Annotated in this window: 16 protein-coding genes and 1 pseudogene; 4 read left to right on the top strand and 13 right to left on the bottom strand. The window is 66.7% G+C overall.

Features of this window, described 5'->3' with window-relative positions; genetic code table 11:
- Positions 1 to 621: 621 nt before the first annotated feature.
- Positions 622 to 807, bottom strand: a complete 186-nt coding sequence (locus tag AC1RJ9_RS27520) for a hypothetical protein (protein WP_492841753.1) — start codon at positions 805 to 807, stop codon at positions 622 to 624.
- Positions 808 to 905: 98 nt separating this feature from the next.
- Positions 906 to 1,088 (bottom strand): helix-turn-helix domain-containing protein, encoded by a 183-nt coding sequence (locus AC1RJ9_RS27515; RefSeq protein WP_492841755.1) that lies wholly within the window; start codon positions 1,086 to 1,088, stop codon positions 906 to 908.
- Between the two features lie 98 nt (positions 1,089 to 1,186).
- On the opposite strand from AC1RJ9_RS27515, the gene AC1RJ9_RS27510 reads away from it, so the two are divergent.
- Complete coding sequence (locus AC1RJ9_RS27510; protein WP_492841757.1) at positions 1,187 to 1,537, top strand: hypothetical protein; 351 nt, start codon at positions 1,187 to 1,189, stop codon at positions 1,535 to 1,537.
- A gap of 7 nt (positions 1,538 to 1,544) precedes the next feature.
- Here the strand turns inward: AC1RJ9_RS27510 and AC1RJ9_RS27505 are convergent, their stop codons facing one another.
- The 6 genes and pseudogenes from AC1RJ9_RS27505 to AC1RJ9_RS27480 form a co-directional block, all read right to left on the bottom strand.
- Positions 1,545 to 1,943, bottom strand: a complete 399-nt coding sequence (locus AC1RJ9_RS27505) for a P63C domain-containing protein (protein ID WP_492841759.1) — start codon at positions 1,941 to 1,943, stop codon at positions 1,545 to 1,547.
- The gene (locus tag AC1RJ9_RS27500) at positions 1,940 to 2,626 is read right to left on the bottom strand and encodes a hypothetical protein (RefSeq protein ID WP_492841761.1); all 687 of its coding nucleotides are present in this window, start codon (positions 2,624 to 2,626) and stop codon (positions 1,940 to 1,942) included. The genes AC1RJ9_RS27505 and AC1RJ9_RS27500 overlap by 4 nt, the downstream gene beginning before the upstream one ends.
- A 300-nt stretch (positions 2,627 to 2,926) precedes the next feature.
- Positions 2,927 to 3,127, bottom strand: a complete 201-nt coding sequence (locus AC1RJ9_RS27495) for a hypothetical protein (protein WP_492841763.1) — start codon at positions 3,125 to 3,127, stop codon at positions 2,927 to 2,929.
- A 49-nt stretch (positions 3,128 to 3,176) separates the two neighbouring features.
- A complete protein-coding gene (locus tag AC1RJ9_RS27490; protein ID WP_492841765.1) occupies positions 3,177 to 3,380 on the bottom strand; it encodes a hypothetical protein in 204 nt (67 codons plus the stop codon).
- 105 nt (positions 3,381 to 3,485) lie between these two features.
- A pseudogene (locus AC1RJ9_RS27485) lies at positions 3,486 to 3,599 on the bottom strand (integrase core domain-containing protein); the annotation flags it as partial.
- A gap of 98 nt (positions 3,600 to 3,697) precedes the next feature.
- Positions 3,698 to 4,618, bottom strand: a complete 921-nt coding sequence (locus tag AC1RJ9_RS27480) for a LysR family transcriptional regulator (protein WP_492841767.1) — start codon at positions 4,616 to 4,618, stop codon at positions 3,698 to 3,700.
- Between the two features lie 127 nt (positions 4,619 to 4,745).
- Here AC1RJ9_RS27480 and AC1RJ9_RS27475 point away from each other — a divergent pair, with 127 nt between their 5' ends.
- Positions 4,746 to 5,300, top strand: a complete 555-nt coding sequence (locus AC1RJ9_RS27475) for a hypothetical protein (RefSeq protein ID WP_492841769.1) — start codon at positions 4,746 to 4,748, stop codon at positions 5,298 to 5,300.
- The gene (locus tag AC1RJ9_RS27470; RefSeq protein WP_492841771.1) at positions 5,297 to 6,277 is read left to right on the top strand and encodes an NAD(P)H-quinone oxidoreductase; all 981 of its coding nucleotides are present in this window, start codon (positions 5,297 to 5,299) and stop codon (positions 6,275 to 6,277) included. The genes AC1RJ9_RS27475 and AC1RJ9_RS27470 overlap by 4 nt, the downstream gene beginning before the upstream one ends.
- 342 nt (positions 6,278 to 6,619) lie before the next feature.
- Here AC1RJ9_RS27470 and AC1RJ9_RS27465 read toward each other — a convergent pair whose 3' ends face one another.
- Positions 6,620 to 7,420, bottom strand: a complete 801-nt coding sequence (locus AC1RJ9_RS27465) for an RT0821/Lpp0805 family surface protein (RefSeq protein WP_492841773.1) — start codon at positions 7,418 to 7,420, stop codon at positions 6,620 to 6,622.
- A 296-nt stretch (positions 7,421 to 7,716) separates the two neighbouring features.
- Here AC1RJ9_RS27465 and AC1RJ9_RS27460 point away from each other — a divergent pair, with 296 nt between their 5' ends.
- Positions 7,717 to 8,157 (top strand): VOC family protein, encoded by a 441-nt coding sequence (locus tag AC1RJ9_RS27460; RefSeq protein WP_492841775.1) that lies wholly within the window; start codon positions 7,717 to 7,719, stop codon positions 8,155 to 8,157.
- A gap of 206 nt (positions 8,158 to 8,363) precedes the next feature.
- Here AC1RJ9_RS27460 and AC1RJ9_RS27455 read toward each other — a convergent pair whose 3' ends face one another.
- Genes AC1RJ9_RS27455 through AC1RJ9_RS27440 form a run of 4 tightly spaced genes read right to left on the bottom strand, consistent with a single transcriptional unit; the run spans position 8,364 to position 14,864 of the window.
- Positions 8,364 to 11,441, bottom strand: coding sequence for an efflux RND transporter permease subunit (locus AC1RJ9_RS27455; RefSeq protein ID WP_492841777.1), 3,078 nt, complete (start codon positions 11,439 to 11,441; stop codon positions 8,364 to 8,366).
- Positions 11,438 to 12,559, bottom strand: coding sequence for an efflux RND transporter periplasmic adaptor subunit (locus AC1RJ9_RS27450; RefSeq protein WP_492841779.1), 1,122 nt, complete (start codon positions 12,557 to 12,559; stop codon positions 11,438 to 11,440). The genes AC1RJ9_RS27455 and AC1RJ9_RS27450 overlap by 4 nt, the downstream gene beginning before the upstream one ends.
- Before the next feature lie 17 nt (positions 12,560 to 12,576).
- A complete protein-coding gene (locus AC1RJ9_RS27445) occupies positions 12,577 to 13,968 on the bottom strand; it encodes an efflux transporter outer membrane subunit (RefSeq protein WP_492841781.1) in 1,392 nt (463 codons plus the stop codon).
- A gap of 56 nt (positions 13,969 to 14,024) precedes the next feature.
- Positions 14,025 to 14,864: a DUF3313 family protein gene (locus AC1RJ9_RS27440; RefSeq protein WP_492841783.1), complete on the bottom strand. Its 840-nt coding sequence runs from the start codon at positions 14,862 to 14,864 to the stop codon at positions 14,025 to 14,027.
- Positions 14,865 to 14,953: the final 89 nt, after the last annotated feature.

Raw genomic sequence — 14,953 nt, 5'->3', positions numbered from 1 at the left:
GCTCATAGGTACGACTTAAGCGCGCAGCATCCGCATCAGCCCTCACGCCGACAAGGCGGCCTTCGGCGGAGGGTTACCAAGCATGTCGCAACATTTAGGAGGAACGTCCCATTCAAAATTCCACCGATGTGGTCTTGGTTCTGATCTACGTCCATACGGTTTGACATGATCGATCCCTCGGTCTTAAAGCCGCCTAAAGTTATACTTAGCGGATTCTGGGGGAGTAACGCCAACCCATCTCCGTCGATCCCTTATGCTGAGCTATGGTCAGTTCGATAATGTCGCCTTCGACTGATCGGCTACATTGCTCACAGTAGAACCGGATCACAACGCCATCACGCCGTGAGCTAGGGTTACCTGATCCTGCGGATGGCATTTCATCCATGGCGACGCCGCGACCTGTGATGGAGGTTCGCATAAGCGTTTCCGCATCCTCTGAACGATCAAACATCGTGACGCTGAGATGATGCAGATTAAACGCTCCGCAGCGAGGGCATCCCATTTCGGATGCTTGACCATAGCCACGCAGGACAACGTTCGGCGTCGTAGCGATGTTACTCAAATTTGCCCCCAGTGTTCCACCATTTCGACACCAACAGTGCGTCGCGCAGCTTCAAGTTATTAGAGGTGGCCCTCATCTCGCGCGAACTGTTGCAGCTTAGGAAGAACTTCCAAAATCCAAGCCTCTCCTTCAGCAACTGAGTCTACAGGCACCGTCGTCAGCACCTTGTCGCCATGCGCGAATACAACCGCAAAAGGCTTAGGGCCATCTGGTGTAGGCAGGATTTCTCCTGTCGCAAACGTCATGCTGACCTCCAAAAGCAGCCCTCGTCGAAGAGGCTCATCCAGACTATCGACTCATTTCGAAAAGCCCAGCATTTTCAACTTAAGGGGGTGCCTATTGCCTACTTCTCTTCGGTCAAAAGGAGGAGTGGGGGCGTGGTAAGCACTTCCGCGAAACGCTCCACGACATCCAAAGTCGGATTTCGCTGTCCGCGCTCGATCTGGCCGACGTAGGTAACGGCAAGCCCGACCTCATCGGCCAAAGCCTCCTGGCTCAGCCCGCGCTCCTTGCGCAGCCGACGCACGTTTCTCCCGAAAATCTGCCCCAAACGCATAGGGGCAGCGGCAATGAATCTGCAACTTCTAGCCAGTAACTATAGTTACGATTTTGGCGGAGGTTCTAATGCGTATTCTTCCCCTGGCCTTGATGCTCGGCTTGATCGGCGTGTCGGGTGCCCAAGCCCAAGACCCCGTAACCCAGGCGCTCCAGCAGTACCGGCGGCAGATGGTGGGGATGTTGGAGGAGATGATGTTCCAGCAGACGGGCAAGACGACCAGCATCATCTACGCCCGCCAGTTCCGTATCGACGACCGCAACCGCCTCTATTGTGGGGAGGCCCTGTTCGGCTCCGCCCGGCAACCCTTTCTCCTCAACACCAAGACTGGGGAGTTCGTCAGGGCGCCGAGCAAGGCCGTGCAGGCGGACCGGGGTTGCTACCAGGACGACGGCTCCACGCTGATCGATCTACGGTAGAGGCCCCTTACCCCCGCTGAGGCGAGGGAAGATAGAACGTCAACTGGATAGGCTTTTTCCCGTAGTGGAAAGCAACACGGTCGCGAAGCTCGCGCATGTCCTGACAGGTCTTAGCCATGCCGATAACCTCAAAGCATCGCGAAACAAGTTGCCTGACGCCTAGGTCCTGGGTCAGTTGGCGATGCCAATGAATGCCTGGAGGTGGCTTGTTCTCACGAAGATACTTCGCAACGTCCGCGTCGAGGGTGTCGTAGATTAGTTCGGTCACCAAGCGGCCCCACCACTTGGGACGACTATGAAGCGGGCCGGACCAGTTTGTAAGGCGACCGAACTCCTCCCATAGTTCATCCGGAAAGGTCTTTTCCCAGGCGCGAAGCTCTTCGACGATGAACGCGCGCAGCTTCACCTGGAGGGCACCCATAGGGCCAGATGGCGCTCGTGGTTGAGCAAGCGCTTTGAGAAGGCGTTGGTCTTGCGGCCGTAGCGCCGGACGCCCATCCGTACGTTCAGGTTCTGGCGCTCAATATAGCTGGTGTGGATGTCGTGCTCGGCGACATCGCCGATGACGGCCGTCCGGATCGCTCCCTCGTAACGCCCGCCCGTGAGGCGGTTCCCTTTGGCGTCGACCTTCGAATACCGCTTATTCAGGACGCCAAAGTTCAGGTCGCTGCCGAAGGCCCGATCCATGGCTTGCGGATAGGCACCGAGGCCGTCCGTGATGATGGTCGGTCGGACAACGAAATCGCCGTTGTCCTCGCGCTTCAGCTTGCTGGCGAGGCGTCGCGCGAATCTCGTGGCGTGGTCGATGCCCTGGTCGCCAAGGTGGTAGGTCAAAATGAACTTGGTCTCGGCGCAGACCGCGAGATAGGTCCAGACGGTACCGGCGCCGGGCGTTGGCGCCGCCATGTCCTTCACGTTGAAACTGCGCGCGGCGACAAAGGCGTAGAGTTCGTCGGCCTGAATCTTTTCGACGGTCAGGTCGCTCAGCGAGTCCAGATAGGCGATCGCCATGTCGCCAGCTTCTTCGAACAGCTTGGCGACGGTGTTCTGGCTGACGCCGAAGATGCGCTCACATGAGCGCTGGGACATACCCTCGCAGAGGGAGTGTAGAATGTAGGCGCGGAGCCGCGCGTCGAGTCTATTCGCCAAGCGCCATCGCTGGCCGCTGTCGGTCAGTCCCAAAATAGAAGCAAATATCCATGGCAGTTCTCCTAGGTCGCAAAGCCCGCTCTTGGGGCACGACGGAGATCGCTCATGAGTGGATCGATTTCAACTTTAAGGCTTAGTTTAACTCAAAATCAGATTGATGCGGGCGCAATCACGTTGCACATCAGCAACATAAATCCCATTATGGAATACGAAACGATAAATATTAATAGATATTCTTAGTCAAAACTGTTTGCGTTTCGCGAGCGACCGGACCTGCTCAATCAACAGCTTCCTATTTGCCCTAGGTAGTTCGCGACGCGTTTCTTCGACGATCGTCGCCTCTTCCGCATTGATCGGTTCATCGTGGCCCACGAACGCCTTGGCGGCCTTGATCGTCGCCAGACGTTCGCTTTCGGGATCGGTAGGGGCGCGTTTCGTCATGGGAGTGTTCCCGACCTGCAAGAGGCAGGCCGGGAAGGGTACCACAGGCTTAGAGGATGTCGCCGGCGTGGACCGAGCAGGACACGACATGGCGCAGGAGAGCGGAAACCGCCCCCTCCCGCGTCATCGAGGTCACGCACGCGGAGCCATCGATGCTCCCGACGTAGCGTTTGCAGGTTTCGGTGAACTCGCAGCCGATCGAGAGATGTTGGGCGCCGCGACGCAGGTGGATGGTTTCAGTTCGGTAGAACATGGGCGATCTCCTTGGTTTCGCCCACCGACCGAGCCGCCCGCGCTGCGGCTTATCAACCGGCTATCTCAAACTGCGTCACCACCGAGAGTTCACCAAGATCGACAGTTGTTGGCCGATCGACGAGTGTGGCCGGCTGGTATTGTAGTCGAAGGTCCAGGCGGCCCGCTTCTGGCGGGAGTGCTCAAGGCTGAAGAACAGGGCCTCATTCAGCAGCTCGTCGGGTACCCTTCTCCGTCGATCGCGACGTCTGCATCTCCGGCGGCGTCGCGCCAACTGCCGCCATTGGCTCCTCGTCCGAATCCGGACGCTGAGCGGCGTTACGGCGTCCAGACCGGCGGGGATCCGATGGCGGCCCGCAAGGCGTCGATGAAGACCCGGAGCTTGGCCGAGGGCTCAGGCAGCGCTCTGAGCAGATAGATGCCGCTCGGGCGACTGTTCCAAGGCTCATCATCCAGTGGGAGCCGCGTGAGCTTGCCGTCTCGGACATCCGGCCCCGCCACCCAACTGGGCAACAGCGCTGCGCCGATCCCTTCCCTGGCGGCGAGCCGCAGCGCCTCGAAGTCGTCGGACCGGAACACCACCTGACCGCAGTTGGGCTGACCAGCCGCGCCGCCCAGAAGGTCCGTCCAGCCCAAGAGATCGGCCCCGTGCAACTTGTCGAGCAGCCGGTGACCGCGCAGGTCCTCGACAGAGCCGGGCGCGCCATATCGGGCCAGATAGTCCGGACTGGCGATCAGAAGCCTCGCCTGATCGGCAAGCTTGGTGGCGATCAGGCCGCTGTCGGTCAGCTGTCCAATGCGGATGACCGCGTCCAGCCGATCCAGCACCGGGTCGGCCAGGCGCTCGGTCAGGTCCAGCTCAACCGATAGACCGGGGTGCTCGCGCATGAGGGCGCCGGCCACCGGCAGCACATAACGCTTGCCGAAGGTGGGAAAGCAGGCGACCCGCAGCACGCCGGCGACCGCGCCGTCGAAGGCGGCGATCTCGGCGTGCACGTCGACAAGATCGTCGATCAGCCGCTGCCCCCGCTCGAACAGCCTCTGGCCGGCGTCGGTCATCGCCAGAGCCCGGGTCGAGCGTACAAGCACCCGGACCCCCAGACCGTGCTCCAGGGCGTCGATCTGCCGGACGATCGCCGAAGGCGTCACGCCCCGACGCCGCGCCGCCCCGGAAAAACTGCCGGCGCGCACGACATCGACAAAGACGGCCACGAACTCGGCGAACCTTGGATCCTTCATCTTTGCTCCAGGGGCAAAACGGTTGCGGGCAATGGCTGCGTTATCACGCGCCGTCCCCGGTCGCATGGTCTGGCTCATCGGACGCGGCGCTTCCGCCTCGCCGAGCCAACAACCAGGAGCAACCGTCATGGTCACTGTCCTCGATCGCATCCTTTCGCAATCGGCCTATAGCCACGAGATCGACGTTCCGATCGAAAAGATCGACATCGCCGACTGGCTGTTCACCCTGCCCGAGGCCGAATACCTGCGCTGCTGCGCGCCCGATCACATCGCGGCGGGCGTGACCACCACCGACGACGGCCGGCGCATGTCGATCAATGTCGAGCAGATCGGCTCGGGCCTGGTGGTCCAGCACTACGTGGCCGACGAGGCCGGCCCGACCTATTGCCGGATGAACTCGATCTCGGACGTCTTCACCGCCAACGGCCGCACCCAGGTCAATGTCATCTGGGAGCTGATCGCCGAAGCCATCGACGACAAGCGCACCCGCTACACCAATCGCGTCACCGCCCACCCCACCGACGTGTTCATGGACTTCCTGGCCGAACATGGCCTGGACTACGACCACGCCGCCGCCGCGCGCCAAGCCGCCGGTGGCGACCATAATCGTCGCGAAACGCCGATGTTCGCCGAGAGCATCGCTCGCCGCGCCCTGGCTCGCGCCGATGAGGCCGCGTCGTGAGAGCCATCGCCTACGACCGCTTCGGCCCGCCGGATGTCCTCCGGCTGGTCGAGGCGCCCGCTCCGGAGCTGCGAGCCACGGACCTTCTGGTCCGCGTCGCCGCCGCCGGCGTCAATCGCGCCGACCTGATGCAGCGCACCGGCTTCTACGGTGACCAGAGCTTTGGCGAGAGCCCCTTGCTGGGCCTGGAGCTCGCCGGCGAAGTGATCGAGGTCGGGGCCGAGGTCACGGGATTCAGCGTGGGAGATCCGGTGATGGCGATCGTCGGCGGCGGCGCCTATGCGGAGTTCGCCCGTGTCGATCACGGCATGGCCGTTAAGGTCCCGAGCGGCCTTCCGCTCGTCCAGGCGGCCGGGGTCATGGAGGCCTTCGTCACCGCCTGGGAGGCCGTGGCCCATCTGGCCGAAGTCCGCCCGGGACAGCACGTGCTGGTTCATGCCGCGGCCGGCGGCATCGGCTCAGCCGCGGTGCAGATCGCCAGGGCGCTGGGCGCGAGCGTCTACGCCACAGCCTCGGCCGAGCGGGCGGCGGACGTGCGGCGTCTGGGCGCGGCGGCTGTGATCGACTACCGCGCCGCCGACTTCGAGGCCGAGACCCTGCGCCTGACGGGCGGGGCGGGCGTGGACGCGGTGATCGACTTCATTGGCGGCGAGTACCTGGCGCGCAACCTGCGCAGCCTGGCGCCGGGCGGCCGGCTGGTGCAGGTCGGGATCCTCAGCGGCGACGCCGACGCCGCGATCCCGCTGGATCTCCTGCTGCATAACCACCTGCGCCTGATCGGCACCGTGATGAAATCACGCACCCTCGAGGAGAAGCGCGCCATGGTCGCCCGCTTCGCCGCTGGTGCGCTGCCGCGCCTGGCGAAAGGCGAACTGAGGCCGGTGATCGATACGGTTCTGCCGCTGGATCAGGCGGCCGAGGCGCATCGGCGGCTGGAGCGTGGCGGCGGCTTCGGCAAGATCATCCTGGCGCCCTGAGACTTAGGCGGCATGCACGCGCCAGGACCGGAACTTGGCTCGCCTCCCGGGACCTGGCGCTGCCAGGCGCCTCTGATCGACCTTGTGCGCCACCTGACCGACATAACGGTCCCGACTACTGGCCGCCCCTGTCCTCGCCATCATCCGGTTCTCTGGCCGAGGCGCGCCATTGGCTGCTGTTGTCTCGCCTCCAGGAACCGGACGTTCAGCACCCCAGCTCGTGAGACTGGCGCCGACCCATGGCGGACATATGGTGCAGCAGCCTAGCTGAAACAGGCGGGACGTGTGGATGCCCTGGCTTCGATTGAAACCCGCCCCCTCGTCCACACGCCTCGCTTTCCTTCAGCCGACGACCGCCCAGGAGCCATCCGGCTGGCGGCAGGCTCGGCCGCGGGTCGTCTGGGTCCGGCCCTGGATGGTGGTGACCTGTGTAAAGTCGGCGCAGCGGAAGCCGCGGGGGTCGTTGTAGTAGCTCCCGATCCGGACCTCGCCGCGATGATCGTTGCCGGGATTGCGCCATGGGTGCCGGCTGCCCGGACGGTCGGAGTTGAAGCCGTTATAGTAGGCCTTGTAGGCGTAACTCCGGTCGTCGCAGTCCATGTCCTTGGTGAGCGCCGCGCCGACCACGCCGCCCAGGATCACGCCGGCCACGGTAGTCCCCGTGCGGCTTCCGCTGCCCCCGGCGGCGTTGCCGAGCAGCCCCCCGATCAGGGCCCCGATGAGGACGCCGGCCGGATCCTTGGAGTTGCGGCATTCGCGATAGTAGACATCGTCGTTGTAGGAATAGGTCCGCTGGTATCGCTGGCTCCACTGCTGGTCGCGCTCGTCGCGATAGGCGGATTGGGCGACCTGGCCGGTGACCTTTGACGCCAGGAACAGGTCACCCCGCCGATTGGCGACCCATTGGTAGCCCTTCGGCGGCTTCCTCAAACCGCGCTGCTTCCAATCGCTCACCACGTAGAGGGTCTGGCGATACTGGTCGGGGAGGCGGTCACCGCGGGAATACCGGGGTCCGCCGTACTGGTCGCCATACTGGCTGCGATAGTTGTCTTGATCGGGCCGGCCAGGGTAGCTCGGCTGAGCCATGGAGACGGAGGTGCTCATAAGCGTGAGCACAAGCGCGGTGGTGAGGGTAGCTTTCATGGGCTTGGTCCTCAAAGGGCGGGCGGCGGACCAAGGTCTTAACCGGCCATCGCGTTGGACGTTTCTTACGCTGAACCAAGGTTGCATTGGCTCCTGCTGCGTTCGATGCCGCATTGACTTCAATCAACCGAAGGACTGGCTCGGCTTCACGGATAGCCGCCACGAAGACAGAGACGGGGGCGCGCCACAACCAGACTCTCCTACCGGTCCAGAAACGACATTCGTTTCACGAAGAGATCGGAGATTGTTTGGACCGCCCTTTGGCGTCCATGCTGCCTCTTCGTCGAGGAGGCGCCATGGCCAGAGTTGTTGGGATCGACCATCTCGCCATCCGGGTGAGCGACTTCGAGGTTTCGCGTCGCTTCTACGACCGATTGCTGACCTTCCTGGGTTTCGTGCGCGAGTGGGAGTTCGACCGCACGGTCGGATGGAACAACGGCGTGACCATGTTCTGGATCACCGAGGCGGACGCCGAAGCCCGCGCCCGGCCCCATCGCACCGGCGACATCGGTTACCATCACTACGCCTTCGAGCTCGGCGCCCGCGAGGAGGTGGACGAGCTCGGAGCCTTTCTCCAGCAGGAGAACGTCACCGTGGTTGACCCACCGGCCGCCTATCCAAGCTATGGCGAGGGCTATTACGCTGTCTTCTTCCTTGACCCGGACGGGCTCAAGCTCGAGGGCATGTACTTTCTGGAAAAGGTGAAACGCCACGGTCGTCCACCGCAAGGGATCTAGGCGCACAAGCACGCCCTGGCGCTCCTCGCCGGCAACTCCAAGGGTCCAAGCACGCCATGAACGGACATTGGCGCGCCTCCAGAAACTCGATCTTCAGTGTCGGGGCGGCGGCGGTCGAGATCGCCGCCCTGCGGAGCTTAGCTCGGTCCGCGAGCCGGACGTGAACGGACCCAGTCGGTATGGCCGAAGTCTGACGCTTGCGGCGGCTATGCTTCACGTTCTTCTCGTGTCGAGAATGCCCGTATGGACGGCCGAATAAACAATTGGCGCATCCGCCGCTCGAACCCGTCCACGAAGGTGAAGACCACCGGCACGACCAGCAGGCTGAGGAAGGTGGAGGTCAGGAGGCCGCCGATCACCGCGATCGCCATAGGCTGGCGGAAGCTGGCGTCGGCGCCGAAGCCCAGCGCGATCGGCGCCATGCCGGCGACCATCGCAACGGTCGTCATGATGATCGGACGGGCGCGTTTGTGACAGGCGTCGACCAGCGCCGCCCGTCGCGACAGCCCCTTGTCCTTTATGCCGACCAGCGCGTACTCGACCAGCAGGATCGAATTCTTCGACACGATCCCCATCAGCATCACGAGGCCGATCATGGCCGGCATGCTGAGCGAGCTGCGCGCCAGCAGCAACGCCACGAAGGCCCCGCCGATCGATAGCGGCAGCGCCGACAGGATGGTGACCGGCTGCAGGAAGTCTCGGAACAGCAGCACAAGCACGCAGTAGATGCAGAGCACGCCAGCGATCAGGGCGGTGACGAACCCGACGCCCAGCTCCTCGCCCATCTCGGCCCCGCCCGCCGGGATCAGGGATACGCCCGAGGGCATGGCCTGGACCGCCGGCAGTGCATTGACCCGCGCCATCGCCTCGCCCAGCGGCACGCCGTTCATGTCGGCGGTGATGGTCACGTGCCGGCGGCGATCGAAGCGGTCGATCCGCGAGGGACCGCTCTCGACCGAGATGTCGGCGATACTGGCCAACGACACCGGTCCGCTCCGCCCGGCCACCCGCAGCGCGCCGACGGTCGTCGGATCGCGCCGCGCCGCGTCGGCGATCCGGGTTCGGATGAAGAGCTGCCGCGTCTCCAGGTTTAACCGCGCGACCTGGGCGTCGAAGTCCCCGCTTGTCGCGATCCGGACGGTCTCGCCAACGGCCTCGGCCGTGACGCCGAGTTCCGCCGCCCGTTGCGGATCGGGCCGGATGACGATCTCCTGCTGCTCCAGGCTGGCCGTCGAGTTGATGTTCGACAGACCGGGGATGGTCCGCATCTCGCGTTCGAGGCGCTGGACGGTCGCTTGCAGCACCCGTGGGTCGTCGCCCGCCAGGATCAGGTCCAGCCGGCCGCCGCCGCCGTCGCCGACGGCAAACCGAGCGCCCGGGACCGCCTTGAGCCGCTCCCCGATCGTCGCCTCGATAGCCGTCTTGGTTGGGCGGTGCTCGCGGGGCGCCAGGCTGAGGGTCAAGGTGGCGCGACGCACTTCAGGCACGCCGCCGGAGTCTTCGCCTCCCCCCTGCCCGATCGCGGCGAAGATCCCCCGCACGCCCTCCACGCCGCTCAGGGCCTGTCGCACGTCCTCCGTCGCCGCGACCGTAACGTCGAGCCCGCCGCCCGGCGGCAGTTCGACGGACACCTCGGTGAGGCTGCGATTGTCCGGCGGCAGAAAGCCGGTCGGGATCAGGGGAGTCAGCGCCAGCGAGCCGGCCAAGAAGGCCACGGTCGCGGCGGCGGTGATCTTGGGATGCGACAGGCACCAGTCGACGGCCGACAGGTAGCGGCGCATCGCCCAGCCGTCCTCTGACTCGGGCATGACCGTGTCCTTCAGGAAGTAGGCCGCCAGCATGGGCGTCAGCAGGCGCGCGACCAGCAGCGAGGCCAGCACCGCGATCACCGCCGTCCAGCCGAACGGCTTGAAGATCAGCCCAGCGAAACCGGGCATCATCGCGGTCGGCAGGAAGACGGCGACCAGGCTGAGGGTGGTGGCGATCACCGGCATGGCGATCTCGGCCACCGCGTCCTCGGTCGCCTCGCGGACCGGCTTGCCCATGCGCCTGTGGCGCTCGATGTTCTCGACCTCGACGATAGCGTCGTCGACCAGGATGCCGATGACCACAGCCAGGGCCAGCAGAGTCAGGGTGTTCAGCGAATAGCCGAACATCAACATCGCCGCGAAGGTCGGCAGAATCGACAGCGGCAGCGCCGTGGCGACGATCAGGGTGGCCCGCCCGTCGCGCAGGAACAGCCAGACCACGATGACGGCCAGCAGCGCGCCTTCATACAGCATCGACATCGAGCCGTGATACTGCTCGAGCGTGTAGTCGACGGACCCGCCGACGGGCTGCAGGGCCAGGCCCGGCGTCTTGCCCATCTGCTGGTTCAGGATGGCGTAGACGCCCTTGGCGACCTTGGTCTCGTCCGCGCCCCGAGCCCGATAGACCTGAAAGGCGACCACGGGCTTGCCATCCAGGAAGGCCGCCTGGGTGCGCTCGGCCGCGCCGTCCTCGATGCTGGCCAACTGGTCGAGCCGCGCCTGGCGGCCGTCAGCGAGCACGATCGGCAGCGCCGCTAGGTCGGACGCCTGGGCGACGACCGCCACGGTGCGGATCGATTGCTCCTGGCCGCCCAGTTGACCGCGACCGCCCGACGATTGCTGCTGGACCTGCCGCAGGGCGCGGGAGACGTCGCCGGCGGTCACGCCCAGGGCGGCCATGCGCGTGGGATCGACGGTGACGCGCACCTCGCGGGTGACCCCGCCCAGCCGCTCGACCTTGCCGACGCCGGGCGCCGCGCGGATCGCCTTGCCCAGGGTGTCGTCGACGAACCATGAGAGCTCCGCCTCGTCCATGCGCGAGGACTGGACGGCGTAGATTAGCACCGGGGCCGTGCCGAACGTGACGGCCTCGACGGTCGGCTGCAGCATGTCGGTGGGCAGGTCCGAGCGGATGCCGTCCACCGCGTCCTTGGTCTGGATCAGAGCATCGGACAGCGGCTTGTCCAGCGCGAAACTGGCCTCGATCCGAACCGCCCCGTCATTGATCACGGTCGTGACGTGGCGCACGCCGTCGACCGCGGCCAAAGCGTCCTCCAGGGGCCGGGCGATCTCGGTCTCGAGCTGGGCGGGGGTGGCGCCAGGCAGGTTCGCATTGACGCTGACGGACGGCGGCGACAGGTCCGGAAGGTCCTGGATGGCCAGCAGATTGAAAGCCCGCAGACCCGCGATCGACAGCACCACGAAGAGCAGGATGACCGGAATGGGATTGCGGATCGACCAGGCGGCGAAATTCATCGACGGTATCCTTCGGTGTGGGCCACGCGGACAACGTCGCCGTCTTTGAGGAAGCCCGCGCCACCGAACACCAAGCGCTCGGTTCCGGTCAGGCCGGTCAGAATCTCGATCGCGGAATCGTCCCGCCGTCCGGTCCTGACGCTCCGCATGCGGACGCTGGGCGGGCCGGGGCGCTCGTCGAGCACCATCACGTAGCTGCGCCCATCGCGGATCACGACGCACGGCGCCGGCACGGTCAGGGCCGGGGCCAAGCCGACGGTGATGACTCCGGCGACGTACATGCCAGCCAGCGCCCGGCCGCCGCCCGCGACGTCGGCGTAGATCACGCCCAGGCGGGACGCGCCGTCCATCGTTGGACCCAGCCGCCTCACCACGCCGCTCGCCTGGGTTCCATCGGGCAGCGAAAGGGTGACGACCTGCCCGGCGGCGACCTCGCGCAGTTGCCCGGCCGTCAGCTCGCCCCGCCACTCCAGCCGGCTGCGGCGGATCATGCGGAACAACTCCTGGCCGGCGGGAGCGACCGCGCCCAGCGTCGCGGCGCGCGCGGTGATCACGCCGTCATCGGGCGCCAGCACGGCGGTGTAGCGCAGCTCCAGCCGCTTGGCGGCCAGCAGGGCGGACGCGGCCTTGGCTTCCGTCTCGGCGGCGAGCACTTCCTGCTCGCTGACGCCGCCGCTCGCGCGCAACGCCAACGCCCGATGACGGTTGACCTGGGCCTGGTCGTGGCGCGCGAGCAGCTGAGCCTCCTCGGCGCGCAACAGGGCGGGATTGATCCGCGCCAGCACCTGGCCGCGCCGGACCTGATCGCCGACCTCGGCGTTCACCTCGACCAGCTGGTAGCTGCCAATCTGCGTGCCGACGCTGGCCTCCCGCCAGGGGGCGATGACGCCGGAGGCTGACACCGTTCGCGGCCAGGTGACCTTTTGGGGCGAGGTCGTGGAGACCGTCAGGCTGGGGACCGCCCGCACCGGAACGGGCGCGTCGTCGCCCCTCGCCGCCCAGAGGATCAATCCAGCGGCGGCCGCCGCCAACAGCGCCGCCGCCGCGACGAGCCGACCGCTGACCGGGCCGAGGAGACGCCGCCTCATGGGCGGAGCGACGGCCGATCGATCGCTCATCAGAGATGCTTCCTTGTTCATGGGGTCGTTCTTGGATTCGGCGCGCCCGTCGTCCGGACCAGCGCCACCCAGGCGCGCGCCCGGTCGGCGGCGGCGGCGGCGGCGCTGTCCTGGGCCTGGTTGTACTGGCGGCGAGAGGCTTCCAGCTCCACCTGGGCGATGGCGCCGATGCGCCAGCGGGCCGCGTTGGCCTCCAGCGCGAAGGTGGCCGCCCCCAGGGCGTCGTGCGAGGTTTCGATCCGCTCCAGCGCCGACTGCTGGGCGGTTAGCGCGTCCTCGACGTCCCGCGCTAGCGTCCTGACCGTGAGGTCCAGATGCGCTGCCGCCTCCCGGTAGCGGGCCTGCGCGCCGCGCACCCTGGCCGCCCCGGCGCCGCCGTCCAGCAGCGGACCGGCCAGGCTCAGGCCCGTCGACCGCGCGCCATAGGACCTGGCGGCGCCCAGCGCCCGGATCCACTGACCGCTCAGCGTCGCGGCCAGATCGACGCGCGGCAGCCTTTCGGCGCGCGCCACGGCGATCTCCGACCATCGCGCAGCGACCTCGCGCTCGGCCGCGACGACCGTGGGATGGCTGAGCAGCACGGTCGCGGGCAGCGCCGGGGTGAAGGGCGGCGGCGCGGCGATGGGCTCGCCGGTCGCCAGCAGGCTCCTGACCTCGGAGCCCTCCAGCCCGCTCAGCGCCGCCAGCGCGTTGACCAGCCGGCGGCAGGCTTCGTCCTGGGCGATGCGATCGGTGCGCGCGGCGGCCAGGTCGCCCAGCGCGGTCGCCAGCGTCACCGGCGGGACGCTGCCGGCCGCCAGGCGCGCGCGCGTGACCGTCAGCTCGGCCTGCCGCGAGGCGATGTCGAGGTCGCGCAGAGTCGTCCTGGCGTCGCAGGCTCGAAGCGCCAGCGTGGCGTCGACGATCTCGCCGACGACCGACAGCCGCGCGGCGTCCGCTTCGGCGGCGCTGGCTGTAAGGCGATAGCCGGCGGCGGTGGCGCCCTCGCGCACTCGGCTCCACAGATCCAGTTCCCAGGCCAGGCCGACGCCGACCGACGCCGTGCTCTGGCTGGTCGTCGCCTCGCCGCCCCCGGCGCGATCCCGCGCCCGCTGTGCGCCGGCGTTGGCGGAAAGCGTGGGTCCCCGCGCCGCGTCCTGGATCGACAGGGCCGCCCGCGCCTGATCCAGGCGAGCGGCGGCCTCGGCCAGGGTGGGAGCGCCATCCAGGCCGGCGGCGACCAGCCGATCGACAGCCCGGTCGTTCAGCAGCGTCCACCAGCCATTTCCGGCCGGGGTCGCTGGGGACGGCGGCGCGTTACTCCAGGCCTCGGTGACCTTGATCACCGGGCGCTGGTAGTCCGGCTGCAGGACGCAGCCGCCCAGCGCGACCAGGGGCGTCAGCGCCAGGCCGCAAGCAAGTCTTTTCATGTCGGGATCAATCCGGGCGATGCGCGGCGGCCTGCCGGCCGCCCTCGTTCGCCGCTTCAGGGCTTGGGGGCTTTGGCGGGCGTCTCGTCTTCGGGCGGCCGGCCGGCGCCGGTCACGGACGGGGTATACAGCCCCGTGCCGAAGCCCATGATCATCCCACCCACGGCGCGTGCGCCGATGCGCGGCCCAAAGCGAGCGCAGGGGTCGGGCTTGGGAACCGCGTGTTTCTTGCTCGCCTTAGCGGCGAAGGCCTTGCCAGCGGCGTCGGCGAACTTCTCCGACAGCTGCAGGGCGTCGCCGACCGGCGACAACGAGGGATCCATGTTGCTGATCCCCTCGGTCGACTTCGACCAGGCGATCGCCGCCGCCTGGCGACCATCGGACGTGACCAACTCGGCCTCGGCGACCAGTCCGCCGGATATTCCCGGGGGCCTGACCTTCAGGATCGGCACCGGAATGAAGAAGCTGGCGGCGGCTGTGGCGGCGGATCCGCCGGGGTTGGTGGGGGCGATGTGGGCGACGGCGGCGCGTACGCGCGCGGCGCCCTCTTCCGGCTGCGGAGCGATCTCGAACCGACGGCTAAGCTTATAGCAGAGCTGCCGATCGACCTCCTGGCGCACCATCGCCTGATCCGACGGCTTAATCGGCGTCCGGGCGTTGAGCCGCAGGACCGTCGGCTCGATATAGACCCGCCGGATCGCCTCCGAAGCGGCCTCATCGCGCCGCTTGCCGGGCTTGGCCTCGGCCAGCCCGCTGTAGCTCGAAAGATAGCCGGAGCGCTCGGTCGGCATCGACTGACAGGCGGCGAGCGCCGAGACCGCGCCGAGCATGGCGATCCTGACGGTGAGGACAATAGCGCGGTCCGCGGGGCGGCGAGCCGGGTGGAGGATGGTCATTCATCGGTCTCCAGGTGACGACGCGCGCACCCTGGAAACCGAAACTTCCGCCAACCTTTCAGAGCCTGACGATGGCGCTAACCGATCGC

It is taken from the genome of Caulobacter sp. GW822-FHT07D08 (assembly GCF_058798735.1).
This window is presented reverse-complemented; position numbering and strand designations above follow the sequence as displayed.